This is a genomic window from Streptomyces sp. NBC_01314 (assembly GCF_041435215.1).
Classification (GTDB): domain Bacteria; phylum Actinomycetota; class Actinomycetes; order Streptomycetales; family Streptomycetaceae; genus Streptomyces.
In genome coordinates, this window is record NZ_CP108394.1 from 8,264,070 (window position 1) to 8,289,796 (window position 25,727).

A 25,727-nucleotide genomic window follows, 5' to 3' on the forward strand; every position below is an offset into this window, starting at 1 on the left:
ACCCGCACCCGCACCCGAGGAACGATCCATCCGTTCGCCCACCTGCGAGAACCCCGTTGGGTAAAGCTCCGTGAGCACCTTCCAGCGCGCCAAGGCCTGGTTGACAGCACACCCCACCGCACTGGACGCGGCCCTCGCCGTGGGCGTCCTCGTCGCGATGGTCGCGGGCGCCTTCGTCGACCCCCACGCCGAGCACGGTGACAAGTGGGGCGCCCGCACCCCCGACGGCCTCGGCTTCGTGCTGATGGTGTCGGCCGCCGCCGTCCTGATCGCCCGCCGCCGCGCACCCATGGCCGTACTGGCCGCCACCTCCGCCCTCGCCGTCGCCGAACTGGTGACCGGTGACCCGCGCGCGCCCGTCGCGATGTCCGCCGTCATCGCCCTGTACACCGTCGCCTCCACCACCGACCGCCCCACCACCTGGCGCGTCGGCCTGCTCACGATGACCGTGCTGACCGGTACGGCCATGCTCGCCGGCCCCCTGTCCTGGTACGACCAGGAGAACGTCGGCATCTTCGCCTGGACCGGCATGGCCGCCGCGGCAGGGGACGCCGTACGCAGCCGCCGCGACTTCGTGCACGCCATCCGGGAACGCGCCGAACGGGCGGAGCGCACCCGTGAGGAGGAGGCCCGCCGCCGGGTCGCCGAGGAGCGTCTGCGGATCGCCCGAGACCTGCACGACGTCGTCGCCCACCACATCGCCCTGGTCAACGTGCAGGCCGGAGTCGCCGCGCACGTCATGGACAAGCGGCCCGACCAGGCCAAGGAGGCCCTCGCCCACGTCCGCGAGGCCAGCCGCTCCGCACTCAACGAACTCCGTGCCACCGTCGGCCTGCTCCGCCAGTCCGGGGACCCAGAGGCCCCGACCGAGCCCGCCCCCGGCCTCGTACGGCTCGACGAACTCGTCGGCACCTTCCACAGCGCGGGCCTGGCGGTCGAGGTGGCCCGTGCCGACCAGGGGGTGACCCTGCCGGCAGCCGTCGACCTCGCCGCGTACCGCGTCATCCAGGAAGCCCTCACCAATGTGCGCAAGCACGCGGGCCAGGAAGTGAAGGCCGAGGTCAGCGTCGTACGCGTAGGCCCGAACATGGAGATCACCATCCTGGACAACGGCACCGGGCAGGCGACCACGGACGGCGCGGGTGAGGAGGCGGACGGCGGCGGCGGGCACGGCCTCCTCGGCATGCGCGAACGCGTCACCGCGCTCGGCGGCACCCTCGCCACCGGCCCCCGCTACGGCGGCGGCTTCCGCGTCCATGCGATCCTGCCGCTCAAGACCCGAACGACCGCCGCGGAAGCCGTACGACCGTGACCAGTGCCCCGGGGGACCCCGTATGACGATCCGTGTCCTGCTCGCCGACGACCAGGCCCTGCTGCGCAGTGCCTTCCGGGTGCTCGTCGACTCGGAGCCGGACATGGAGGTGGTGGGGGAGGCGTCGAACGGGGCGGAGGCGGTGCGGCTCGCGAAGGAGGAGCGGGCGGACGTCGTACTGATGGACATCCGGATGCCGGGCACGGACGGGCTGGCCGCCACCCGCCTGATCAGCGCCGATCCGACGCTCGCCCAGGTCCGTGTCGTCATCCTCACCACCTTCGAGGTCGACGACTACGTCGTGCAGTCGCTGCGCGCCGGCGCCTCCGGCTTCCTCGGCAAGGGCGCCGAGCCGGAGGAACTGCTGAACGCGATCCGGATCGCCGCCGGCGGTGAGGCCCTGCTGTCGCCCACCGCGACCAAGGGCCTGATCGCCCGTTTCCTCGCCCAGCCGGACGACTCGGCCGACGGCGAGGGTGCCGCCGCCCGCTCGGCGCGCCTCGCCACGCTGACCAGCCGCGAGCGCGAGGTGCTCGTACAGGTCGCGGGCGGGCTCTCCAACGACGAGATCGCCGAGCGCCTGGAGGTCAGCCCGCTGACCGTGAAGACACACGTCAACCGGGGCATGGCCAAGCTCGGCGCCCGCGACCGGGCCCAACTGGTGGTCTTCGCGTACGAATCGGGGCTGGTACGCCCACGGGTGGACTGAGAGCGGTCCGGCACTACTCCACCCGGAGTATGCGCGGCATAAGGAAATGGCCCTGCGGAGCGAGGGAACGGGGGTCCCCCATGGCCCAGGGTATGAGGTGAGCGCTCACATCCGCTTCACACGAGCGACACATGGGGGATCCAAGCCGCATGTGGCATGGGCGTTCGTCCTCCGCTCACGCCACGGAAGAGAGACCCTGACCCATGTCCTGGCTGTCTCGGTTCAGCCTCGCACAACGGGCCCTCGTCGGTCTGATGTCGATCATCGCGCTCGTCTTCGGGGCGATCGCGATACCCCAGCTCAAGCAGCAGCTGCTGCCCACCATCGAACTGCCCATGGTGTCCGTGCTGGCGCCCTACCAGGGCGCTTCCCCGGACGTGGTCGAGAAGCAGGTCGTCGAGCCCATCGAGGACAGCCTCGAAGCCGTCGACGGCATCACGGGCGTCACCTCCACCGCCGGCGAGGGCAATGCCCTGATCATGGCGTCCTTCGACTACGGGCCCGGCACCGACCAGCTCGTCGCCGATGTCCAGCAGGCCGTCAACCGGGTCCGGGCGCAGCTGCCGGCCGACGTGGATCCGCAGGTGATCGCGGGCTCGACGGACGACATGCCGACCGTCGTCCTCGCCGTCTCCTCCGACGAGGACCAGCAGGCCCTGGCCGACCAGCTCGACCGGACCGTCGTGCCGACGCTCGAAGGCATCGACGGCGTCGGCCAGGTCACCGTCGACGGCGTACGCGATCTCCAGGTCGCCGTCACCCCCGACGACGCGAAGCTGGCGAAGGCGGGCCTGACCACGATGGCCCTCTCCCAGGCCCTCCAGGCGGGCGGCGTCACCGTTCCCGCGGGCTCCTTCGACGAGGACGGCGCCAACCGCACCGTCCAGGTCGGCGGCGGCTACACCTCGCTGGAGCAGATCGAGAACCTGATGGTGCGTGGCGAGGGTGCCAAGAAGCCCGTACGTCTCGCCGACGTGGCCGCCGTCAAGGAGGAGCAGGCCAAGGCCGACTCCATCACCCGGACGAACGGTGAGCCGAGCCTCGCGGTCATGGTCACCATGGACCGCGACGGCAGCGCGGTCGCCATCTCCGAGGCCGTCGAGGACAAGCTGTCGGACATGCGCCGCGACCTGGGCTCCGGCGCCACCGTCACCGTGGTCAGCGACCAGGGTCCGGCGGTCTCCAAGTCCATCGACGGCCTGACCACCGAGGGAGCCCTCGGTCTGCTCTTCGCGGTCCTGGTCATCCTGGTCTTCCTGGCGTCGATCCGCTCGACCCTCGTCACCGCGGTGTCCATCCCGCTGTCGGTGGTCCTGGCGCTGATCGTCCTGTGGACCCGTGACCTCTCCCTCAACATGCTGACGCTCGGCGCGCTGACCATCGCCATCGGCCGGGTCGTCGACGACTCGATCGTCGTCCTGGAGAACATCAAGCGTCACCTCGGCTACGGCGAGGAGCGCGAGGAGGCGATCCTCAAGGCGGTCCGCGAGGTCGCCGGCGCGGTCACGTCCTCCACCCTGACGACCGTCGCGGTCTTCCTCCCGATCGGCCTGACCGGCGGCATGGTCGGCCAGCTGTTCGGCAGCTTCTCGCTGACCGTCACGGCGGCCCTGCTGGCCTCTCTCGTGGTCTCGCTGACCGTGGTCCCGGTGCTGTCGTACTGGTTCCTGCGCGCCCCGAAGGGCACGCCCGAGGACGCCGAGGAAGCCCGCCGTACGGCCGAGGAGAAGGAGGCGAAGAGCCGCCTCCAGCGCTTCTACGTCCCCGTCCTGCGCTTCGCCACCCGCCGCCGGCTGACCAGTGTGGCCGTCGCGGCCGTCGTCCTGATCGGCACGTTCGGCATGGCCCCGCTGCTGAAGACGAACTTCTTCGACCCGGGCGACCAGGAGGTCCTCAGCCTCAAGCAGGAGCTGAAGCCCGGCACGAGCCTCGCGGCGACCGACGAGCAGACCAAGAAGGTCGAGAAGCTGCTCGCCGACACCAAGGGCGTCAAGGACTACCAGGTCACCGTCGGCTCCTCCGGCTTCCTGGCCGCGTTCGGCGGTGGCACCGACTCCAACCAGGCCTCGTACAGCGTCATGCTGGACGACTCGGTCACCGCCGCGGACGTCCAGGACACGATCGAGAAGGGCCTCGCCGGGCTCTCCGGGGTCGGTACGACGACCGTCGCGGTCGGCGACGCCTTCGGCAGCCAGGACCTCAGCGTGGTCGTGAAGGCCGCCGACGGCGATGTCCTGCGCGAGGCCGCCGACCAGGTCCGCGACGCGGTCTCGACGATGGACAACGTCACGGACGTCACCAGCGACCTCGCCCAGAGCGTGCCCCGCATCTCCGTGAGGGCCACCGACAAGGCGGCCGCGGCCGGCTTCGACGACCAGACCCTCGGCGCCGCCGTCTCCCAGGCCGTCCGCGGTACGACCAGCGGCCGGGCCGTCCTCGACGACACCGAGCGGGACGTCGTCATCAAGTCGGCGAACCCCGCCGAGACGCTCAAGGAGCTGCGGGACCTGCCGCTGGGCGCGGTGAAGCTGGGGGACATCGCGGACGTCGAGCTGGTGGACGGCCCGGTCTCCATGACCCGGATCGACGGCCAGCGGGCCGCGACGATCACGGCGAAACCCAAGGGCGACAACACCGGCGCGGTCAGCACCGACCTCACCGCCAAGCTGGACGCCCTGAAGCTTCCCGAGGGTGCCACCGCCGACATCGGCGGCGTCTCCCAGGACCAGGACGAGGCCTTCGCCTCCCTCGGTCTCGCGATGCTCGCGGCGATCGCGATCGTCTTCATGCTGCTGGTCGCGACCTTCCGGTCCCTGGTCCAGCCGCTGATCCTGCTGGTCTCGATCCCCTTCGCGGCCACCGGCGCGATCGGCCTGCTGATCATCACCGGCACGCCCATGGGTGTCCCCGCGATGATCGGCATGCTGATGCTGATCGGCATCGTGGTGACGAACGCGATCGTGCTGATCGACCTGATCAACCAGTACCGCCGCCAGGGCTACGGCACGGTGGAGGCGGTCATCGAGGGCGGACGCCACCGTCTGCGTCCCATCCTGATGACGGCGCTGGCGACGATCTTCGCGCTGCTGCCCATGGCCCTCGGCATCACGGGCGAGGGCGGCTTCATCGCCCAGCCCCTCGCGGTGGTCGTCATCGGCGGCCTGATCACCTCGACGCTGCTGACCCTCCTCCTGGTCCCGACCCTCTACACGATGGTCGAGATCCGTAAGGAACGACGGGCGAAGAAGAAGGCCCTGAAGCGCTCGGGCACCCCGTCCGAGCCGACCGAGTCGCAGAAGCCGGAGTCGGAGAAGCCGGAGCCCGCCGGGGTCTGACGCCCCCGAGGCCCAAAGCGGCCGGGTCCCGAACCGTGCGGGTTCGGGACCCGGCCGTCCGTGCACCGGCGTTACGTATCCTGTGCCTCGAACCGCTTCACGGGGGAGGGACTCGGGCGTGGCCCTGCACAGCGACGACCCGAGATCGGTCGGCGGGTACAAAGTGGTCGACCGGCTCGGAAACGGCGGCATGGGCGTCGTCTACCGGGCACGGGCACGTTCCGGCCGCGAGGTCGCCGTGAAGGTGGTGCACGCCCAGTACGCCCAGGATGCCGTCTTCCGCGCCCGGTTCCGGCAGGAGATCGAGGCCGTCCGCAAGGTCAGCGGCGCCTTCACCGCGGCCGTCGTGGACGCCGACCCGGAGGCGGAACGCCCCTGGATGGCGACCCAGTACGTGCCCGGGCGCTCGCTCGCCCAGCGGATCCGCGACCGGGGCCCGCTCCGCGTCACCGAGCTGCGCCCCCTGGCCCTGGGACTCGTCGAGGCGCTGCGGGAGATCCACCGGGCCGGTGTGGTGCACCGGGACCTGAAGCCGGCCAACGTCCTGATGGCGCAGGACGGCCCCCGCGTCATCGACTTCGGCATCTCCCGCGCGACGGAGAACCTCAATCTGACCGAGACCGGACAGATGATCGGCACCCCGCCGTTCATGTCGCCGGAACAGCTCACCGACGCCCGCACGGCCGGCCCGGCCTCGGACGTCTTCTCGCTCGGGACCCTCCTGGTGTACGCCGTCACCGGGCGGGGCCCCTTCGACGCGGACAGCCCTTATCTGACGGCCTACCGGGTGATGCACGACGCACCCGTGCTGGACGGGGTGGACGGGCCGCTGCGCGGCGTTCTGGAACGCTGTCTGGCCAAGAAGGCCGCCGACCGGCCCGGACTCGACGAACTGGCCCAGGAGTTCGCGGACGCCCTGCCGGAGCCGGAGCCGGGCGACCTGCCGCCGGTGACGCCCCGCACGGACACCCAGGACGTCGCGACGGAGCCCCGCCCGGGTCCCACGACGTACCCCGGACCGGCCCCGCGGCCCGCCCGCCGACGCCGTGTCCGGCCCCTGCTCGCCGCGACCGGCACCGTGGGCGCGCTGGTCCTCGGGCTGACGGCCTATCTGCTGGGACCGGGTGGCGTGCGGACGACCGACACGGCGGCACCCGCGCCGTCCCCGACCTCCCGCTGGACGGCCCCGCCCAGCGGCTGGCAGCCCTGGCAGACGACGGTGTTCGCGAAGGCGTCGGCCGGTACCCACGGGCCGCTGCCCTCGAAGGACGGCGGCGCCGGCGGCGCCCCCTCCTGCCAGGTGCACGGGAACGCTGTCTACTGCGGGGGCGAGGGAGTCCTCCCCATCCGCGTCGACGGCAGGACCGGAAAGACCGTCTGGCGGGCCGACCTCGTACCGGCCACCCACGAGCGGGATCGGTACTACGCCTCGGTCCTCGGCGTCCGGGACGGGACCGTCCTCGTGCAGCAGACCGTCTTCAGCGGCGAACCCGTGGTGGACCCGGTCGATCTCGTAGCCCTCGACGCGGACACCGGGGAGCGGCTGTGGACCCGTCGGGTGGACATCACCGAGATCGCCCCGGCCCTGACCGGCGACCTCGTCCTCACCCCCGAACCCGACGGTGTGACGGTCACGGCCCGTTCACCGCGCACGGGCGCCGAGCGCTGGTCCCTGCGGATGCCCGCCGGCCACCACTGCACGTTCACCACGGCCGGAGCGGGCACGTACGCGCACTGTCGGCCGGTGACCCGGGACGCCAAGGCGGCGAACCCGGAATCCCGGGTCCTGGTCGTGGACCGCGCCGACGGCTCGGCCAGGACCGTGAAGGTGCCGCTGAACAGCGTCCTTCTCGGCGCGAAGCAGGGAGACCTGGTCCTGGTCGCGGACGGCACCGAATACACCGACGCGACCCGCGGCAGCGACCCGACGTACGACACGATCCTGCTCCAGGACCTGGAGACCGGTACCCGAGTGATGACGCAGCCGGGCGAGAACGGGCGGGGCCGGGCGGCCCTGACGGACGGCATGCTGGTGTTCACCCGGTCCGGCGGTCAGGTGACTGCCGTGTCACCGCACACGGGCGAGCTGCTGTGGCGGACCAGGACCAGTCTGGAACGGCCGGGCGAGCCCGGGTACGACGCCGTGACGGGCACCGTCTACCTGGCCAGCGACACCGGCAGGGTCGCGGCGCTCGACAGGCTCAAGGGCACCCTGCTGTGGGAGACGCTGCCCCGTGCCACGCCGACCTGGTCGGTCCAAGGCGCTCCCCGGGCGCTGCCCCACGAGGGAGCGCTGGTCGTGGCCGTCTCCGACGGCACGCTCTTCTCCCTCGACCCCGCCCACCCCGACCGGGAGCCCGTATCGGGGTGAGCGCGCGTCGGGGTAAGCGGGCCATGGGCTACGGCAGCGCCAGCATCCGCTCCAGCGCCAGCTTCGCGAACGTCTCCGTCTCCTTGTCGACCTCGATGCGGTTGACGAGGGTGCCCTCGGCGAGGGACTCCAGGGTCCAGACGAGGTGGGGAAGGTCGATGCGGTTCATGGTGGAGCAGAAGCAGACCGCGCGGTCGAGGAAGACGATCTCCTTGCCTTCGGGCGCGAAACGGTTCGCCAGCCGCCGGACGAGGTTCAGCTCGGTGCCGATGGCCCACTTGGAACCGGCCGGAGCGGCCTCCAGCGCCTTGATGATGTACTCGGTCGACCCGACGTAGTCCGCCGCCGCCACGACCTCGTGCTTGCACTCGGGGTGGACGAGGACGTTCACGCCCGGAATGCGCTCCCGTACGTCGTTCACGGACTGCAGGCTGAAGCGGCCGTGCACCGAGCAGTGCCCCCGCCACAGGATCATCTTCGCGGCCCGCAGCTGCTCGACCGTGAGCCCGCCGTTCGGCTTGTGCGGGTTGTAGAGGACACAGTCGTCGAGCGACATCCCCATGTCCCGCACCGCGGTGTTGCGCCCCAGGTGCTGGTCCGGCAGGAACAGGACCTTCTCGCCCTGCTCGAAGGCCCAGTCCAGGGCCCGTTTCGCGTTCGACGAGGTGCAGATCGTGCCGCCGTGCTTGCCGGTGAAGGCCTTGATGTCGGCGGAGGAGTTCATGTACGAGACGGGCACGACCTGCTCGGCTATGCCCGCCTCGGTCAGCACGTCCCAGCACTCGGCGACCTGCTCGGCGGTGGCCATGTCGGCCATGGAGCACCCTGCGGCCAGGTCCGGCAGGACGACCTTCTGGTCGTCGCCGGTGAGGATGTCCGCCGACTCGGCCATGAAGTGCACACCGCAGAACACGATGTACTCGGCCTCGGGCCGCGCCGCCGCGTCCCGGGCCAGCTTGAAGGAGTCGCCCGTGACGTCCGCGAACTGGATGACCTCGTCGCGCTGGTAGTGGTGGCCCAGCACGAAGACCTTGTCCCCGAGCTTCTCCTTGGCCGCGCGGGCGCGCTCCACAAGGTCGGGGTCGGACGGGGAGGGAAGGTCACCCGGACACTCGACACCCCGCTCGCTCCTCGGGTCGGCCTCGCGGCCGAGCAGCAGCAGGGCGAGGGGCGTCGGCTGTACGTCGAGCTCCTGGGTCTGGGCGGTGGTCACGGCACGCACCCTTTCTGTTCTGCGGCTCGCCGCCCGGGTGAGGGTCGGCGGGACATCCGGGCTATCCTTTTCGTCGAATTGACGCTATCTATCATAACCGCTTCACGTCACTTTGACGATGCCCATATTGTCGATGTGACATGAATCCCGGCGGACGCACCGGACCGCTGGGACCGCCTACGTCGCGTGGGGTTGTCCACAGCCCCGGGCGACCCGGTGCCGGTGTCGCGGACCATGTGCGAGCATGAAGAGAGACGCGAGGGAAACTCGCGCGGCCCGGAATGAATCCGGGGCTCCGGCGGTTGCACCCGTCGGCAAGCAGTCTCCGTACAACCCGGGAGAGATGTAGATGTCCGTATCGGACGAGACCGGCACCGTCACCGACGGCATCATCGTGACCGACGCCGCCGCGGCCAAGGTCAGGGCCCTGCTCGACCAGGAAGGCCGTGACGATCTGGCGCTGCGCGTCGCCGTTCAGCCCGGCGGCTGCTCCGGCCTGCGTTACCAGCTCTTCTTCGACGAGCGCTCGCTCGACGGCGACGTCCTGAAGGACTTCGACGGCGTGAAGGTCATCACCGACCGCATGAGCGCCCCGTACCTGGGCGGCGCCACGATCGACTTCGTCGACACCATCGAGAAGCAGGGCTTCACCATCGACAACCCGAACGCGACGGGCTCCTGCGCCTGCGGCGACTCCTTCAGCTGAGCTCCCGCCCGCGACAGCGGTACGCGTACGGCGACGATCAGGTATGACGAAGGCGGCGTCCCCTCCGAGGGGACGCCGCCTTCGTATGCCCGCTCGCCTACGGCTCGTATGCCCGCTCAGCCGAGGCCGCGCATCCCTCCGCCCGCCCGGCCGCCGCCCGCCGCGGCGGCGGTTACCGCGGCTCCAGTTCCGCGATCCCGCCCTCCGGGATCGCCCTGCCGTCCGACCCGACCACCTTCCGGTCGCCGAGCGGCTCGTCCAGCCGCACCGTCCGCTCCACCGCCTTGGCGATCATGATGCAGACCTTGCCCTCCCACGGGGTGTCGGTCACGGTGACCGTCACCTCGCCCGACTCCTCGCCCGCCGAGGCCGAGTAGTCGCTGCACACCCCGCCCCAGAAGGCCACGGTCAGCTCGTCGCCGTCGACCTTGTAGCCCTGGATCCGCACATCACGCGAGGACGGACCGGTGGATGGCGTGTCACCCGGCTCGCCGGGCTTCTCGGTCGGCTCCGAGCGGGGCTCGGGGGCGGCCAGATACTTCGGGTCGATCGCCGGATGCGTCACCGTGTAGGAGTCCTCGGCCCCCGTCGGCCGCACCTCGAACATCCAGGACGGCACCAGGGCCGGGAGGCCGTCCACATGGTGAGAGGCGAGCCCGAACACCGCCTTCTCGACGGCGACCGTCTCCGGCTTCGGCAGCCTGGTCACCGCCTCGCACGGCGTTTCGTCCGCCACGACCGTCCCGCTCTCGGCGACCGCCCCGTTCTCGCCCTCCAGCGGTACGGGACCGGTGCAGCCGCCGATGCCGCCGCGCCCGGTGTCGACGCCCTGCCCGGAGCCGTTCATCAGCTCCAGCGCCCGTTCCGCGTCCACGACGGGATACGTGTCGCTCTTCACCGGCGACTTCAGGTTGCCGCTGCCGCCGACCACGTGGCCGTCGGCGCCGATCTGTACGCCGGTCGACCAGCCGTAAGTGGGCAGCCCGCCGACCTCGGGGTCGGCGTTCACCACTCGTACGGCGCCCATCAGTTGGGTGGCGTCGAGCTTGGCGTCGTCCTGGCCGACGGCCTTGAGGACGGGTGCCGCCGCCTTCCTGGCCACCGCCTCGCTCACCGGGTCGCCGCCCTCGGCCGAACCGCCGGACGCGCAGACGTCGACCTTCTGGCAGTTGTCGGTGCCCGGCGTGTACCGGTTGAACGTCCACGTCCCCGGCGCCTGCCTGTTCACGTGGAGCACCGGTCCCGAACCGTCCCCGGCCACCCCCACCTGCCAGGCCTCGCCCTCGGGCGTCGGCTTGCCCTCCACCCCGAGCGCCTTCGCGAGCCGCGCCACCTCGGCGGCCGTCACCTCGCCCTTGACCGAGTACACCGGAGCCGAGCCGGGTCCCTCGGGCAGGTCGTCGCCCGCGCGATAGGTCACCCCGTTGGGGTTGGGCTCACCGGGCGCGATGCCGTTCGAACCGCCGTCGGTGTATCCGTCGAGCGCGAGCGGCGGGGGAGTGCCGTCACCGCCGGGTGAGCCGGAGCCCTTGTCGTCGCCCCCGGACCCGCCGGACGCGGTGGTGGCGAGGAACGCCCCACCACCCCCGACCAGCAGCACCGCGGCGGCCACGGACGCTACGGCCACCCGGGATCGCCGCCCACGCGGCCGCTCGGCACCGCCGACGTCCACGACGTGACCGCCGTCGCCGTCGCTGCCGTCGTCGTCACCGGGGCCGTCGTCACCGTCAACGGCCACACCCTGGCCATCCACGTCACTCTCCGCAGCCGCAGCCGCAGCCGCAGCCGCAGCCTCATCGGCCCGGTCGGCCGTATCGGCCACGTCGGCCTCGGTGACGTCAGCCCCGGCAGCCCTGATCTCCTCGGCGGCGTCGGGCTCGGGGCCCTCGTCCGGGTTCTCGGGGTTGTCGGGTCGCTCGGGGTTCACCGCATCGCTCCTTCGGCAAGGTCGTACACCGCATCCCCTATACGAGGGACAGCGATGGGACGCGGCGGAGGAGCCGACGGTTCCCTCAGTCGCCGTACTCCCGCATCGCGTCCACCAGTCGCGCGGACGTCGCCGGCACCGTCACCCCGTGAATGAGCGAAGGGGACACCGGAGCCGTAATGACCTTCGTGGGGGCCGCCCAGTGCGGAGCCATCCGGGCGCAGTCACCGCGCAGCGCCGCGAGGCCGCCGTCCAGGTCGAACGGAACGGTGCCGTGGATCTTGGGGTTCGTCATAACCGCACCGTACGCACCACGAACCTCGCGAAGAAAGACCTACTATCGGGTAGTTTTGCCTGCTTCAGAGCGGGCGAGCAACCCGGTAGCGTGAACTGTCAATCCCCTCTTCCTTCGCAGGAGCGTGTCCTCGCCGTGCGTATCGCAGTCTCCGGCTCCATCGCCACCGATCATCTGATGACCTTCCCGGGCCGCTTCGCCGACCAACTCGTCGCGGACCAGCTGCACACGGTCTCCCTGTCCTTCCTCGTCGACCAGCTCGACGTACGCCGGGGCGGTGTCGGCGCGAACGTCGCGTTCGGCATGGGACAGCTCGGTACGCGCCCGATCCTGGTCGGTGCGGCGGGCTCCGACTTCGACGAGTACCGCGCGTGGCTCGACCGGCACGGTGTGGACACCGCCTCCGTGCGCATCTCCGAGACGCTGCACACGGCCCGGTTCGTGTGCACCACGGACGCCGACCACAACCAGATCGGCTCCTTCTACACCGGCGCGATGAGCGAGGCCCGCCTCATCGAGCTGAAGACCGTCGCCGACCGCGTCGACGGCCTCGACCTCGTCCTCATCGGCGCGGACGACCCGGAGGCGATGCTCCGCCACACGGAGGAGTGCCGCTCCCGGAACATCCCGTTCGCCGCGGACTTCTCCCAGCAGATCGCCCGGATGAACGGTGACGAGATCCGGATACTGCTGGACGGCGCCACCTACCTCTTCTCCAACGAGTACGAGAAGGGCCTCATCGAGTCCAAGACCGGCTGGTCGGACGCGGAGATCCTCGCGAAGGTCGGCCACCGGGTGACCACGCTCGGCGCGCAGGGCGTACGCGTCGAGCGGGCCGGTCACGACCCGATCGAGGTCGGCTGCCCGGAGGAGGAGCGCAAGGCCGAGCCCACGGGTGTCGGCGACGCGTTCCGCGCGGGGTTCCTCTCGGGGCTGGTCTGGGGCGTCTCGCTGGAGCGGGCCGCCCAGGTCGGCTGCATGCTCGCCACGCTCGTGATCGAGACCGTGGGTACGCAGGAGTACCAGCTGCGGCGGGCGAACTTCATGGACCGGTTCACGAAGGCGTACGGGGACGAGGCGGCGGAAGAGGTCCGTACGCACCTCGGCTGAGGCGGGACTCGGCGACCCTCGGGTCGCCGGCGGCGGTGCGTCGTCGGCCGAGGGTCCGTCGTGGCCGGCCGCGCCCACGCGGCGGAGCCGCATTTCGACACAGCCCCGCGCCCCTGAAAACAATGGGGGCGCGGGCAACCCGTCAAGTCAGCCTTCGCACCACGTACGCCGCACCCCGCTCCGACGGCTCCTCTCCCACGTACTCCTGCTCCCGCATCTCGCACCACGCCGGGATGTCCAGACGGGCCGCCTCGTCGTCGGAGAGGACGCGGACCGTGCCGCCGACCGGGACGTCGCCGATCACCTTCGCCAGCTCGATGACGGGGATCGGGCAGCGCTTGCCGAGCGCGTCCACGACGAGGACGTCCTCACGCAGGACGGTCGCGGGGGCCGCGGGCCCCACCTTCTCCCGGACCGCCGCGACCGCACCGGGCAGCACCGACAGGAACCGCTCGACGTCCTCCTCCGCCGCGCCCGGAGGCAGCGACACCCGTACGTTGCCCTCGCTCAGGACCCCCATGGCCCGCAGTACATGGCTGGGCGTCAGCGTGCTGCTCGTGCAGGAGGAGCCGGAGGAGACGGAGAAGCCCTCGCGGTCCAGCTCGTGGAGCAACGTCTCCCCGTCGACATAGAGACAGGAGAAGGTGACCACCCCGGGCAGCCGGCGCTCCGGGTCGCCCACCACCTCCACATCGGGCACCAGCGACGGCACCCGCGCCCGGATACGCTCCGTCAACTCCCGCAGCCGCACGGCCTCCGCGTCCGCCTCCGCCCGTACGGCCCGCAGCGAGGCGGCGGCCGCCACGATCGCCGGGATGTTCTCGAACCCGGCGGCCCGCCCCGACTCCCGCTCGTCGGCGGGCCCTCGCACCGCGAACCGCACACCCTTCCGTACGGCGAGGAGCCCGACCCCGGACGGGCCGCCCCATTTATGGGCACTGGCGGTCAGCACCGACCAGTCCCCGCTCACCCGCCCCCACCCGAGCGACTGCGCCGCGTCCACCAGCAACGGCACCCCGGCCGCCCGGCACGCCGCCGCCACCTCGGCCACCGGCTGCTCCGTCCCCACCTCGTGGTTGGCCGACTGCAGACAGGCGAGCGCGGTGTCCTCCCGCAGGGCCTCGACGTACGAGGACGCGGCCACCGACCCGGTGCGCTCCACCGCCACCCGGGTGACCGTCCCGCCGTCGGCCTCGTGCACCTCCGCGGCGTGGAGTACCGAAGAGTGTTCGACCGACGACACGATCAGGTGACGTCCCACCCGCCGCCGTCCGGCCAACACGCCTGCGATCCCGGCATGTACGGCCCGGGTCCCGGACGAGGTGAAGACCAGTTCGTCCGCCCGGCACCCCACGGCCTCCGCGGCGGCCTCCCGAGCCGCGTCCAGCAGCAACCGCGCCCGCCGCCCCTCTCGGTACAACCGCGCCGGATCGGCCCACCCCTCGTCCAGCGAAGCCACCAGCGCCTGCCGGGCGACGGGATGAAGGGGAACGGAAGAAGCGGAGTCGAAGTAGGCCACGGGGCAACGCTAAAGCCTGGGCTCGGCGGAAACGGTGCGCGGGGCTGCCACATGCGCGGCTCCGCCGCGTGGGTGCGAACAACCACAACGCGCGCGCACCCGTCAAAACACCCGAAGTCCCGAGCTATTAGGCGCCCGGCGTGACCCCCGGCGAGTTGGCACCCCCTCCCCGCGCGACCCCAAATCGCGTCCAGTAGGGTTTGGTCCGCATAAACATCCAAACCCCTGCCCGTCGCAGGGCGGCGACCGACCAGCGAGAAGGCCGCAGCCACACCGCGCGGGCGAGACTCTCGGGAAGGCGCTACGTGAGTCCCAACGGCTCCGACCGCTCTCCGCGGCGCCCGATGCGGCGGAAGCTGCTGCAGGCACTGACCGCGGGCCTGGTCCTGGCGACCGCCACCGGTTGCACATACAAGGACTTTCCCCGCCTTGGTATGCCCACCCCGACCACGGAAGAGGCTCCTCGGATCCTCTCCCTCTGGCAGGGTTCGTGGGCCGCCGCGCTCGCCACGGGCGTACTGGTCTGGGGCCTGATCCTGTGGAGTGCTTTCTTCCACCGGCGCAGCCGCACCAAGGTCGAAGTTCCCCCACAGACCCGGTACAACATGCCCATCGAGGCGCTGTACACGGTCGTCCCGCTGATCATCGTCTCGGTGCTCTTCTACTTCACCGCCCGCGACGAGTCGAAGCTCCTCGACACGTCGAAGAAGCCCGACCTCACGGTCAACGTGGTGGGCTTCCAGTGGAGCTGGTGCTTCAACTACATCGAGAACGTCGACGGCTCGACCGGTGACGCGAAGACCGACGAGAACCTGGACGCGATTCCGACCAAGTGGAAGAAGCAGTTCCCGGACAACGCGGGCGGCGTGTACACCTGCGGCACCCCCGGTGACAAGAACCCGCAGACCGGCAACCCCGGCCCGACCCTCTGGCTGCCGGAAGGCAAGACGGTCCGCTTCGTCCTCACCTCGCGTGACGTCATCCACTCCTTCTGGGTGGTGCCGTTCCTGATGAAGCAGGACGTCATCCCGGGCCACACCAACGTGTTCCAGGTGACGCCCAATCAGGAGGGCACCTTCCTCGGCAAGTGCGCCGAGCTGTGCGGCGTCGACCACTCCCGGATGCTCTTCAACGTGAAGGTCGTCTCCCAGGAGCGGTACGAGCAGCACCTCAAGGAGCTGGCCGAGAAGGGTCAGACGGGTTACGTCCCGGCGGGCATCGAGCAGACGCAGCACGAGAAGGACCGGGAGGTGAACCAGCTGTGAGCATCATCAACGAACCTCAGGGTGCTGCCGCCGCCGAGGGCTCGTACGAAGACGAGCTTCCGGTACGGCGCAAGCAGCCTGGCAACGTCGTGGTGAAGTGGCTGACGACCACCGACCACAAGACGATCGGCACGCTGTACCTGGTCACGTCGTTCGCGTTCTTCTGCATCGGTGGCGTCATGGCGCTCCTGATGCGTGCCGAGCTCGCCCGCCCGGGTACGCAGATCATGTCGAACGAGCAGTTCAACCAGGCGTTCACGATGCACGGCACGATCATGCTGCTGATGTTCGCGACGCCGCTGTTCGCCGGATTCGCCAACTGGATCATGCCGCTGCAGATCGGCGCGCCCGATGTGGCGTTCCCGCGGCTGAACATGTTCGCGTACTGGCTGTACCTCTTCGGCTCGCTCATCGCGGTCGGTGGCTTCCTCACCCCGCAGGGCGCGGCCGACTTCGGCTGGTTCGCCTACAGCCCGCTGTCGGACGCGGTCCGCAGCCCGGGTATCGGCGCCGACATGTGGATCATGGGTCTGGCCTTCTCCGGCTTCGGCACGATCCTCGGCTCGGTCAACTTCATCACCACGATCATCTGCATGCGCGCGCCCGGCATGACCATGTTCCGCATGCCGATCTTCGTGTGGAACGTGCTGCTGACCGGTGTCCTGGTCCTGCTCGCCTTCCCCGTCCTCGCGGCGGCGCTGCTGGCCCTGGAGGCGGACCGCAAGTTCGGTGCGCACGTCTTCGACGCGGCCAACGGCGGCGCCTTGCTCTGGCAACACCTCTTCTGGTTCTTCGGCCATCCAGAGGTGTACATCATCGCCCTGCCGTTCTTCGGCATCATCTCCGAGGTCATCCCGGTCTTCTCCCGTAAGCCGATGTTCGGTTACATGGGTCTGATCGGCGCGACCATCGCGATCGCGGGCCTCTCGGTCACGGTGTGGGCGCACCACATGTACGTCACCGGTGGCGTACTCCTACCGTTCTTCTCCTTCATGACGTTCCTCATCGCCGTACCGACCGGTGTGAAGTTCTTCAACTGGATCGGAACGATGTGGAAGGGATCGTTGTCCTTCGAGACACCGATGCTCTGGGCCACCGGCTTCCTGATCACCTTCACCTTCGGTGGTCTGACCGGTGTCATCCTGGCCTCGCCGCCGATGGACTTCCACGTCTCGGACTCGTACTTCGTGGTGGCGCACTTCCACTACGTGGTGTTCGGCACCGTCGTGTTCGCGATGTTCTCCGGCTTCCACTTCTGGTGGCCGAAGATGACGGGCAAGATGCTCGACGAGCGGCTCGGCAAGATGACCTTCTGGACGCTGTTCATCGGCTTCCACGGCACGTTCCTCGTCCAGCACTGGCTGGGCGCGGAGGGCATGCCGCGTCGTTACGCGGACTACCTCGCCGCCGACGGGTTCACCGCACTGAACACGATCTCCACGATCGCCTCGTTCGTACTCGGTCTGTCGATCCTGCCGTTCCTCTACAACGTGTGGAAGACGGCCAAGTACGGCAAGAAGGTCGAGGTCGACGACCCGTGGGGCTACGGCCGTTCGCTGGAGTGGGCGACGTCCTGCCCGCCGCCGCGGCACAACTTCCTCACCCTGCCGCGGATCCGCAGTGAATCCCCGGCGTTCGACCTGCACCACCCGGAGATCGCCGCGCTCGAGCAGCTCGCGCACGGCGGCCCGGCGGCCAACGAGCTCGCGACCAGCGGCAAGGAGGCCGGCAAGTGAAGGTCCAAGGCAAGATGTTCATCTGGCTGAGCGTCTTCGTGCTCGCCATGGCGATCGTCTACGGCGTGTGGTCGAAGGAGCCGGCCGGAACCACGGCGCTCTTCCTGACCTTCGGCCTGTGCATCATGGTCGGCTACTACCTGGCCTTCACGGCCCGGCGGGTCGACGTGGGCGCGCAGGACGACAAGGAGGCCGACGTCGCGGACGACGCCGGTGAGCTGGGCTTCTTCAGCCCGCACAGCTGGCAGCCTCTCGCCCTGGCCACGGGCGGCGCGCTCGCCTTCATGGGCATCGTCTTCGGCTGGTGGCTGCTGTACTTCTCCACCCCGATCATCCTGATCGGCCTGTGGGGCTGGGTCTTCGAGTACTACCGCGGAGAAAGCCAGAACCAGTAACACGCGCAGAGCGCACGGAAGCCCGGACACTCCCACAGGAGGTCCGGGCTTCCCCCGTTTGCCACGCCGTACGTAGCTCACTCGGCCTACTCGGCGCGCCGCGCCTGACAGGCGTTCCTACGTTGAACTCATGAGCACATCAGAATCCTTCAGGGACGCCACAGCCGGTGTCGAGAGCCCGACCGTGCTCGACCCTTCGGGCCTTCGCGCGCCCGGGCTCTCGACACCGGCGCGCCCGCGCCGTAACCGCACGGTCGTCAGCTGCACCCTGCTGGTGGTCTCCCTGGGAGCGGGCGTCACCGCCTGCGGTTCCGGTGGCCACCCGCTCTCGGGCAAGCCGTACGACGCGGCCGACCAGGTCTCCTTCAACACGCCCAGCGAGGAGGGCGAGAAGGCCGACCCCGACAAGCCATTGGAAGTCACCGCGGATGACGACGGCCGCATCACCGACGTCACCGCCGTGGACGCCGCAGGCCGCTACGTGGCGGGCGAACTCTCCGCCGATGGAGACCGCTGGCACTCCACCTCACCGCTCGCCGCCAACGCCCGTTACACGGTCCGTGTGAGCACCGAGGACGAGGACGGCGCCCCCGGCCGCGAGACCCTCGCCTTCGACACCGGCCGCCCCCTCACCAAGAAGCGCCTCGACGTCACCTTCGGCCCCGAGGAGGGCAGGTACGGCGTCGGCCAGCCCGTCACCGCCGAACTGAGCCGGCCGGTGAAGGACAAGGCCGCCCGGTCCGTCGTCGAACGCGCGCTCAAGGTGGACTCCACCCCCGCCGCGGAAGGCGCCTGGCACTGGGTGGACGACAAAACGCTCCACTACCGCCCGAAGGAGTACTGGCCCGCCGACGCCACCATCCGCGTGCACAGCAACCTGGAGAACCTCAAGATCGGCGACCGGCTCTGGGGCGGGAAGGCCGACCCCATCGAGCTGACGACCGGCGCCAAGATAGTCGCCGTCACGGACGCCTCGTCGCACCGGATGACGGTCTACAAGAACGACCAGGTCATCAAGGAGATACCGGTCACCACCGGCAGGCCGGGCTACGACACCCGCAACGGCGTCAAAGTCGTCCTGGCCAAGGAAGGTACCGTTCGTATGACCAGCGCCAGCATAGGTGCCTCGGACTTCTACGACCTGACCGTCCACCACTCCGTCAGGGTCACCAACAGCGGCGAGTACGTCCACGCGGCCCCCTGGTCGACCGGCTCCCAGGGGTACGCGAACGTCAGCCACGGCTGCACCGGCATGAGCTCCGGCAACGCCCAGTGGTTCTACGAGACCATCAACGAGGGCGACATCGTCCAGGTCGTCAACTCGGCCGGCGACACCATGGCCCCCTTCGGCAACGGCTACGGCGACTGGAACCTCGACTGGAAGAACTGGCGCGAGGGCAGCGCCCTGGTCGGCGGCACCGAGGAAGTACCGGGCCCCCAGGTGCAGGCCCGCCTGAGACCGGAGTCGGTGTGAGGCCGTGCGGCCCCTTCAGGGGCAGGCGCGCGACTAGGCGCTCAACGGCTGCTTCCTGCGAAGCAGCGAGGCCAGCGCCGACGCGAACTCGACCGGCTCCACCGGCAGGGTCACCGCCGCGTCCGCCCGGCTCCAGGTCGCGAGCCACGCGTCCTGCGGCCGCCCGATCAGCACCAGGGCGGGCGGGCACTCGAAGATCTCGTCCTTGATCTGCCGGCACACCCCCATGCCCCCCATGGGCACAGCCTCACCATCGAGCACACAGACGTCGATCCCGCCCCTGTCCAGCTCCTTGATGACGGCGGCGGGTGTCGCGCACTCCAAGAACTCCACGGCGGGAACATCCGGAGCGGGGCGGCGGCCGGTGGCGAGCCGCACCTGCTCCCGGGTGTTGGAGTCGTCGCTGTAGACCAGCACCGTGGCGGTCGGCTGCATTGTTCCTCCGTTACGCAGAAGATCGGACGTCGTACGGACAACAAGACGGACAGGGCCCGATGCGCGGATGCTACTCCCTCGAACACCACGTCAGCACCGGTATGGAGGGAAGCAACACTCCGAACGGCACCCCCCGGAGTGAGGGCGGGATAAGCGACCGACATAATGTCGGTCGTGGCGACAGCAACGACAGTAGAAACCGGGCACGCGCACCCGTCGGTCAACCGGCCGAACCTCACCAGCGTCGGAACCATCATCTGGTTGAGTTCCGAGCTGATGTTCTTCGCGGCCCTCTTCGCGATGTACTTCACCCTGCGATCGGTGACCGGTCCGGATTTCTGGGCCGAGAAGGCCGACACCCTGAACTTCCCGTTCTCGGCGACCAACACCACGATCCTGGTGCTCTCCTCCCTCACCTGCCAGCTCGGCGTGTTCGCCGCCGAGCGCGGGGACGTGAAGAAGCTCCGGATGTGGTTCATCGTCACGTTCGTGATGGGTGCGATCTTCATCGGCGGTCAGGTCTTCGAGTACACCGAGCTGGTCAAGCACGAGGGCCTGTCGCTCTCGTCCGACCCCTACGGCTCGGTGTTCTATCTGACCACCGGCTTCCACGGCCTGCACGTGACGGGCGGTCTCATCGCCTTCCTGCTGGTCCTCGGACGCACCTACGCGGCGAAGAGGTTCACCCACGAACAGGCGACCGCGGCCATCGTCGTGTCCTACTACTGGCACTTCGTCGATGTCGTCTGGATCGGCCTCTTCGCCACGATCTACATGATCAAGTAGAGCGGGCGGCCGGGCCGGGCTGACCGAACGCCTGCCTCGCACCGAGAACGACCCTTCCAGAAGCACCGACGCAGAAGATCCTGACACCGGGGTAATCCGTGAAAAAGCTCTCCGCACGACGACGCCATCCGCTGGCGGCGTTCGTCGTCCTACTCATCGCGCTGGCGGCCACCGGGGGGCTGTACACCGCCTTCGCGCCCGCGCCCCGGGCCGCGGCCGATGAGACCGCTCAGACCCTCAGCATCGAGGAGGGTAAGAAGCTCTACGCCGTGGGCTGCGCCAGCTGCCACGGCACCGGCGGTAAGGGCACCACCGACGGCCCGTCCCTGGTGGGTGTGGGCGCGGCAGCCGTCGACTTCCAGGTCGGCACCGGCCGTATGCCGGCCCAGCAGCCGGGCGCGCAGATCCCGAAGAAGCCGGTCGCCTACTCGCAGGCCGAGATCGACCAGCTCGCGGCGTACATCTCCTCGCTGGGCGCCGGTCCGGAGATCCCGACCGAGAACGCGTACGACCCCGAGGGCGCGGACATCGCCGAGGGCGGCGAGCTGTTCCGCACCAACTGCGCGCAGTGCCACAATTTCACCGGCAAGGGGGGTGCGCTGTCCGAGGGCAAGTACGCGCCGGACCTTGAGGGTGTCGACCCGAAGCACATCTACGAGGCCATGCAGACGGGCCCGCAGAACATGCCGTCCTTCCCCGACACCACGCTGTCGGAGGAGAACAAGAAGGACATCATCGCGTACCTCGACGCGGTCAACGGCGACGACACCGTGGAGCCCGGTGGCCTCAGCCTCGGCGGGCTCGGCCCGGTCAGCGAAGGTCTCTTCGGCTGGGTGTTCGGGCTCGGCGCGCTGATCGCCATCGCCGTCTGGGTCGCCGCTCGGACCGCAAAGGCCAAGAAGTCATGAGTAGTCAAGAGATTCCAGAAGAGAACCTGCCCATCGAGCAGGACGCGCACGGCGCGGTCAAGGTCGCGGACGAGAAGAACCCCTTCGCGGACCCCGGCCTCCCGCCCCACGAGCACCGTGTCCAGGACATCGACGAGCGGGCCGCGAAGCGGTCCGAGCGCACGGTCGCCCTGCTGTTCACGGTGTCGATGCTGGCCACCGTCGCCTTCATCGCCTCGTACCTGGCGATCGACGTCGAAAAGTCGATCTACGTCTTCCCGATCGGTCATATCAGCGCGCTGAACTTCGCGCTGGGTATGACGCTCGGCGTGTCGCTGTTCTGCATCGGCGCGGGCGCGGTCCACTGGGCCCGCACGCTGATGTCGGACGTGGAGGTCGCCGACGAGCGTCACCCGATCGAGGCCGCGCCCGAGGTCAAGGCCAAGGTCCTGGCCGACTTCAAGGAAGGCGCCAAGGAGTCGGTGATCGGCCGTCGCAAGCTGATCCGCACCACGATGTTCGGCGCGCTGTCCCTGTTCCCGCTCTCCGGTGTCTTCCTGCTCGGCGGCCTCGGCCCCGCGCCCGGCACCAAGCTGCGCCACACCACCTGGGCCAAGGGCAAGAAGCTCGTCAACATGAACACCAACGAGCCGCTGCGTCCCTCGGACGTCGCGGTGGGGTCGCTGACCTTCGCCATGCCGGACGGCCTGAGCGAGCACGACCACGACTTCCAGAAGAACATCGCCAAGGACGCCCTGATGATCGTCCGGATCCAGCCGGACGACTTCAAGGACAAGCGCGAGCTGGAGTGGTCCCACGAGGGCATCGTGGCGTTCTCGAAGATCTGCACCCACGTGGGCTGCCCGATCTCCCTGTACGAGCAGCAGACGCACCACGTGCTCTGCCCCTGCCACCAGTCCACCTTCGACCTCGCCGACGGCGGCCGGGTCATCTTCGGCCCCGCGGGTCACGCCCTGCCGCAGCTGAGGATCACCGTCGGGGAAGACGGCTACCTCCAAGCGGTCGGCGACTTCGAAGAGCCCGTCGGTCCTGCCTTCTGGGAGCGCGGATGAGCACTACGAGCACCACCACCGACGCGCGCGACAAGCGCGAGAAGGCACCGGCCGGCGAGCGCGTCGCCGACTGGGCCGACGGACGGCTTGGGATCTACTCCCTGGCCAAGGCCAACATGCGCAAGATCTTCCCCGACCACTGGTCGTTCATGCTGGGCGAGATCTGCCTCTACAGCTTCATCATCATCATCCTCACGGGTGTGTACCTGACGCTGTTCTTCCACCCGTCGATGAACGAGGTGGAGTACCACGGCAGCTACGTCCCGCTGCAGGGTCAGCTGATGTCCGAGGCGTTCAACTCGACCATGCACATCTCCTTCGAGGTGCGCGGTGGTCTGCTGATCCGGCAGATCCACCACTGGGCCGCGTTGGTCTTCCTCGCCGGCATGTTCGTGCACATGATGCGCGTGTTCTTCACGGGTGCGTTCCGCAAGCCGCGTGAGGTCAACTGGCTGTTCGGCTTCCTGCTGTTCGTCCTGGGCATGTTCACCGGCTTCACCGGTTACTCGCTCCCGGACGACCTGCTCTCCGGCACCGGTGTCCGCTTCATGGAGGGCGCGGTCCTGTCCGTGCCGATCGTCGGCACGTACCTGTCGTTCTTCCTCTTCGGCGGAGAGTTCCCGGGCGGCGACTTCGTGGCCCGCTTCTACTCGGTCCACATCCTGCTGCTGCCGGGCATCATGCTCGGCCTCGTGGTGGCGCACCTGATCCTGGTCTTCTACCACAAGCACACGCAGTACGCGGGCCCCGGAAAGACGAACAAGAACGTCGTCGGCATGCCGCTGCTCCCCGTGTACATGGCGAAGGCCGGAGGCTTCTTCTTCCTGGTCTTCGGTGTCATCGCGGTCATCTCGGCGATCGCCACGATCAACCCGATCTGGACCATGGGTCCCTACCGGCCGGACCAGGTGTCGACCGGCGCCCAGCCCGACTGGTACATGGGCTTCTCCGAGGGCCTGATCCGTGTCATGCCGGGCTGGGAGATCAACCTCTGGGGTCACACGCTCGTCCTGGGCGTGTTCATCCCGCTGATCATCTTCCCGCTGGTCCTGGTCGCGATCGCCGTCTACCCGTTCATCGAGTCCTGGGTCACCGGCGACAAGCGCGAGCACCACATCCTGGACCGCCCGCGCAACGCCCCGACCCGTACGGCCTTCGGCGTCGCGTGGATCACCTGGTACATGGTCCTGCTGATCGGTGGTGGAAACGACCTCTGGGCGACCCACTTCCACCTGTCGATCAACTCGATCACCTGGTTCGTCCGGATCGCGTTCTTCGTGGCCCCGGTCGTCGCGTTCATCGTCACCAAGCGCATCTGCCTCGGCCTGCAGCGCCGGGACAGGGACAAGATCCTGCACGGTCGCGAGACCGGCATCATCAAGCGCCTGCCGCACGGTGAGTTCATCGAGGTCCACGAGCCGCTCAGCCAGGAGCAGCTGCACACGCTCACGGCGCACGAGCAGTACGCGCCGGCCGAGATCGGTGCCGCGGTCGACGAGAACGGTGTCGCCCGCAAGACCACGCCCCTCGGCAAGCTCCGCGCCAAGCTGAGCAAGGGCTACTACGGCGAGGACAGCCAGATCGCCAAGCCCACCGTCGAGGAGTACAAGGAGATCACGAGCGGCCACGGCCACCACTGATCGCTTCGCTTCGCCGCACCACGGTCGAAGGGCCCCTGTCCGATCTTCGGACGGGGGCCCTTCGCCGTGCTCCGACCTGGATAGGGTGGGCGCATCAGTGATTTCACGGTCCGCGTGGCATTCCCTGCCCGCGGCTGAGACACCCCGGAGCGGCTATGAGCGCTGTGACCCCCGCTGGAGGCGACACCGCGGCGGGCCGTTCCTGGCCCGCGGTGCTGAACGCGCTGCTGTCCGGGCAGGACCAGGACGCCGGCGCCACGTTCTGGGCGATGGACCAGATCATGCGCGGCGAGGCGACGGACGCGCAGATCGCCGGGTTCGTCGTGGCACTGCGGGCCAAGGGGGAGACGGTCGACGAGATCACCGGACTTGTCGAGGCGCTGTACGAGCACGCCAATGTGATCGAGGTGGCGGGGAAGACCGTCGACATCGTCGGTACGGGCGGTGACGGCGCGAAGACGGTCAACATCTCCACGATGTCGTCGATCGTCGTCGCCGGTACGGGCGCGAAGGTCGTCAAGCACGGCAACCGGGCCGCGTCGTCGGCGTCCGGGGCGTCCGATGTGCTGGAGAAGCTGGGCGTCAATCTGGAACTGACGCCGAAGCGGGTGGCCGAGGTCGCCGAGGAGGCCGGGATCACCTTCTGCTTCGCCGTGAAGTTCCATCCGGCGTTGCGTCATGTGGCCGCCGCGCGAGGGCAGTTGGGCATCCGGACGGTCTTCAACGCGCTCGGGCCGCTGGCCAACCCGGCGAAGGTGCGAGCCCAGGCGGTCGGTGTCGCCGATCCGCGGATGGCGCCCATCATGGCGGGCGTCTTCGCCGAGCGGGGCAACTCGTCGCTGGTCTTCCGGGGCGACGACGGACTCGACGAGCTGACGACGACGGCCACGTCACGGGTGTGGGTCGTCCGGGACGGCAAGGTCACCGAGGAGGCCTTCGATCCCCGTGACGTGGGCCTGGAGATGGTGCCCGTGGAGGCGTTGCGGGGGGCTGACGCGTCGTACAACGCGGATGTCGCGCGACGGTTGCTGGGCGGGGAGACGGGGCCGGTGCGGGACGCGGTGCTGTTGAACTCGGCGGCGGCGTTGGTGGCCCTTGAGCCGGGGACGACTTCTCTGGCGGAGCAGCTGCGGGTCGGGATGGCGAAGGCCGCGGAGTCGATCGACTCGGGGGCGGCCCTGCGGGTTCTCGAACGATGGGTCGCGGCGACCAACGCGTAGCGACTGCCGATGGGTGGGGCTTCTCGCGCCTCTGAAGGGCCCGCAGGCCCTTCAGGGGCGCGGGGAACTGCGCGAACACCCCAACTCACCTGTACTCGCCCCACGGAGCCGTACCCCCGAGCTGCTGGGCGCCCTCATCCCGTCATCCGGACAGAAGTTGCGGCGTGGCGATCACTTCAGTACGTTCCTGTTCAGGTCATGAGTGACAGCCCAAAGCCCCGGCTGGCTGTCCGGCAACCCTCCTTCCGTGGCGGGGTGCCCCGGGTGAAGACCGGGTCGTAGGCAGCGAGGTCTACGGCAAGCGCGGTTTCGAGGGAGT

20 protein-coding genes and 1 riboswitch are annotated in these 25,727 nt (G+C 69.4%); of the genes, 15 read left to right on the top strand and 5 right to left on the bottom strand.

Annotated elements, in window-relative coordinates:
* Positions 1–70: 70 nt before the first annotated feature.
* From OG622_RS36295 to OG622_RS36310, 4 genes are all read left to right on the top strand, one after another.
* On the top strand, positions 71–1,312 hold the full coding sequence (locus OG622_RS36295) for a sensor histidine kinase (protein ID WP_371580856.1): 1,242 nt from the start codon (positions 71–73) through the stop codon (positions 1,310–1,312).
* A gap of 22 nt (positions 1,313–1,334) precedes the next feature.
* Complete coding sequence (locus tag OG622_RS36300) at positions 1,335–2,021, top strand: response regulator (protein ID WP_371580857.1); 687 nt, start codon at positions 1,335–1,337, stop codon at positions 2,019–2,021.
* Positions 2,022–2,224: 203 nt separating this feature from the next.
* Positions 2,225–5,356 carry an efflux RND transporter permease subunit gene (locus OG622_RS36305; protein ID WP_371580858.1) on the top strand — a complete coding sequence of 1,044 codons (3,132 nt, stop codon included), beginning with the start codon at positions 2,225–2,227 and terminating at the stop codon, positions 5,354–5,356.
* Between the two features lie 118 nt (positions 5,357–5,474).
* Positions 5,475–7,727, top strand: a complete 2,253-nt coding sequence (locus tag OG622_RS36310; protein ID WP_371580859.1) for a protein kinase — start codon at positions 5,475–5,477, stop codon at positions 7,725–7,727.
* Positions 7,728–7,755: 28 nt separating this feature from the next.
* Here OG622_RS36310 and nadA read toward each other — a convergent pair whose 3' ends face one another.
* Entirely contained in the window at positions 7,756–8,940 is a 1,185-nt protein-coding gene (gene nadA / locus OG622_RS36315) for a quinolinate synthase NadA (protein ID WP_371580860.1), read from the bottom strand.
* 349 nt (positions 8,941–9,289) lie between these two features.
* Here nadA and OG622_RS36320 point away from each other — a divergent pair, with 349 nt between their 5' ends.
* Positions 9,290–9,646, top strand: coding sequence for a HesB/IscA family protein (locus tag OG622_RS36320; protein ID WP_371580861.1), 357 nt, complete (start codon positions 9,290–9,292; stop codon positions 9,644–9,646).
* Positions 9,647–9,818: 172 nt separating this feature from the next.
* On the opposite strand, the gene OG622_RS36325 is transcribed toward OG622_RS36320, so the two are convergent.
* Positions 9,819–11,573 carry a hypothetical protein gene (locus OG622_RS36325; RefSeq protein ID WP_371580862.1) on the bottom strand — a complete coding sequence of 585 codons (1,755 nt, stop codon included), beginning with the start codon at positions 11,571–11,573 and terminating at the stop codon, positions 9,819–9,821.
* A gap of 85 nt (positions 11,574–11,658) precedes the next feature.
* Positions 11,659–11,868, bottom strand: a complete 210-nt coding sequence (locus OG622_RS36330) for a hypothetical protein (RefSeq protein WP_371580863.1) — start codon at positions 11,866–11,868, stop codon at positions 11,659–11,661.
* Positions 11,869–12,003: 135 nt separating this feature from the next.
* Here OG622_RS36330 and OG622_RS36335 point away from each other — a divergent pair, with 135 nt between their 5' ends.
* The gene (locus OG622_RS36335) at positions 12,004–12,978 is read left to right on the top strand and encodes a carbohydrate kinase family protein (RefSeq protein ID WP_371580864.1); all 975 of its coding nucleotides are present in this window, start codon (positions 12,004–12,006) and stop codon (positions 12,976–12,978) included.
* Between the two features lie 142 nt (positions 12,979–13,120).
* Here OG622_RS36335 and OG622_RS36340 read toward each other — a convergent pair whose 3' ends face one another.
* Complete coding sequence (locus tag OG622_RS36340; RefSeq protein WP_371580865.1) at positions 13,121–14,497, bottom strand: cysteine desulfurase/sulfurtransferase TusA family protein; 1,377 nt, start codon at positions 14,495–14,497, stop codon at positions 13,121–13,123.
* A gap of 305 nt (positions 14,498–14,802) precedes the next feature.
* Here OG622_RS36340 and coxB point away from each other — a divergent pair, with 305 nt between their 5' ends.
* The 4 genes from coxB to OG622_RS36360 all read left to right on the top strand — a co-directional run bounded on the left by coxB (position 14,803) and on the right by OG622_RS36360 (position 19,367).
* A complete protein-coding gene (coxB, locus tag OG622_RS36345) occupies positions 14,803–15,762 on the top strand; it encodes a cytochrome c oxidase subunit II (protein WP_371580866.1) in 960 nt (319 codons plus the stop codon).
* Positions 15,759–17,498 carry a cytochrome c oxidase subunit I gene (gene ctaD / locus OG622_RS36350; RefSeq protein ID WP_371580867.1) on the top strand — a complete coding sequence of 580 codons (1,740 nt, stop codon included), beginning with the start codon at positions 15,759–15,761 and terminating at the stop codon, positions 17,496–17,498. The genes coxB and ctaD overlap by 4 nt, the downstream gene beginning before the upstream one ends.
* Entirely contained in the window at positions 17,495–17,893 is a 399-nt protein-coding gene (locus OG622_RS36355) for a cytochrome c oxidase subunit 4 (protein ID WP_371580868.1), read from the top strand. The genes ctaD and OG622_RS36355 overlap by 4 nt, the downstream gene beginning before the upstream one ends.
* Positions 17,894–18,023: 130 nt before the next feature.
* Positions 18,024–19,367: an Ig-like domain-containing protein gene (locus OG622_RS36360; RefSeq protein WP_371580869.1), complete on the top strand. Its 1,344-nt coding sequence runs from the start codon at positions 18,024–18,026 to the stop codon at positions 19,365–19,367.
* Between the two features lie 33 nt (positions 19,368–19,400).
* Here the strand turns inward: OG622_RS36360 and OG622_RS36365 are convergent, their stop codons facing one another.
* On the bottom strand, positions 19,401–19,802 hold the full coding sequence (locus OG622_RS36365; RefSeq protein ID WP_371580870.1) for a hypothetical protein: 402 nt from the start codon (positions 19,800–19,802) through the stop codon (positions 19,401–19,403).
* A 165-nt stretch (positions 19,803–19,967) separates the two neighbouring features.
* On the opposite strand from OG622_RS36365, the gene OG622_RS36370 reads away from it, so the two are divergent.
* From OG622_RS36370 to trpD, 5 genes are all read left to right on the top strand, one after another.
* Entirely contained in the window at positions 19,968–20,588 is a 621-nt protein-coding gene (locus tag OG622_RS36370; protein WP_371580871.1) for a heme-copper oxidase subunit III, read from the top strand.
* A gap of 98 nt (positions 20,589–20,686) precedes the next feature.
* Positions 20,687–21,496 carry a c-type cytochrome gene (locus OG622_RS36375; RefSeq protein WP_371580872.1) on the top strand — a complete coding sequence of 270 codons (810 nt, stop codon included), beginning with the start codon at positions 20,687–20,689 and terminating at the stop codon, positions 21,494–21,496.
* On the top strand, positions 21,493–22,548 hold the full coding sequence (locus OG622_RS36380; RefSeq protein ID WP_371580873.1) for a Rieske 2Fe-2S domain-containing protein: 1,056 nt from the start codon (positions 21,493–21,495) through the stop codon (positions 22,546–22,548). Before OG622_RS36375 ends, OG622_RS36380 begins: the two co-directional genes overlap by 4 nt.
* Positions 22,545–24,188, top strand: coding sequence for a cytochrome bc complex cytochrome b subunit (locus OG622_RS36385; RefSeq protein ID WP_371580874.1), 1,644 nt, complete (start codon positions 22,545–22,547; stop codon positions 24,186–24,188). The genes OG622_RS36380 and OG622_RS36385 overlap by 4 nt, the downstream gene beginning before the upstream one ends.
* Before the next feature lie 155 nt (positions 24,189–24,343).
* The gene (gene trpD / locus OG622_RS36390) at positions 24,344–25,408 is read left to right on the top strand and encodes an anthranilate phosphoribosyltransferase (protein ID WP_371580875.1); all 1,065 of its coding nucleotides are present in this window, start codon (positions 24,344–24,346) and stop codon (positions 25,406–25,408) included.
* A 194-nt stretch (positions 25,409–25,602) separates the two neighbouring features.
* Positions 25,603–25,718, top strand: a riboswitch (SAM riboswitch).
* Positions 25,719–25,727 lie beyond the last annotated feature (9 nt).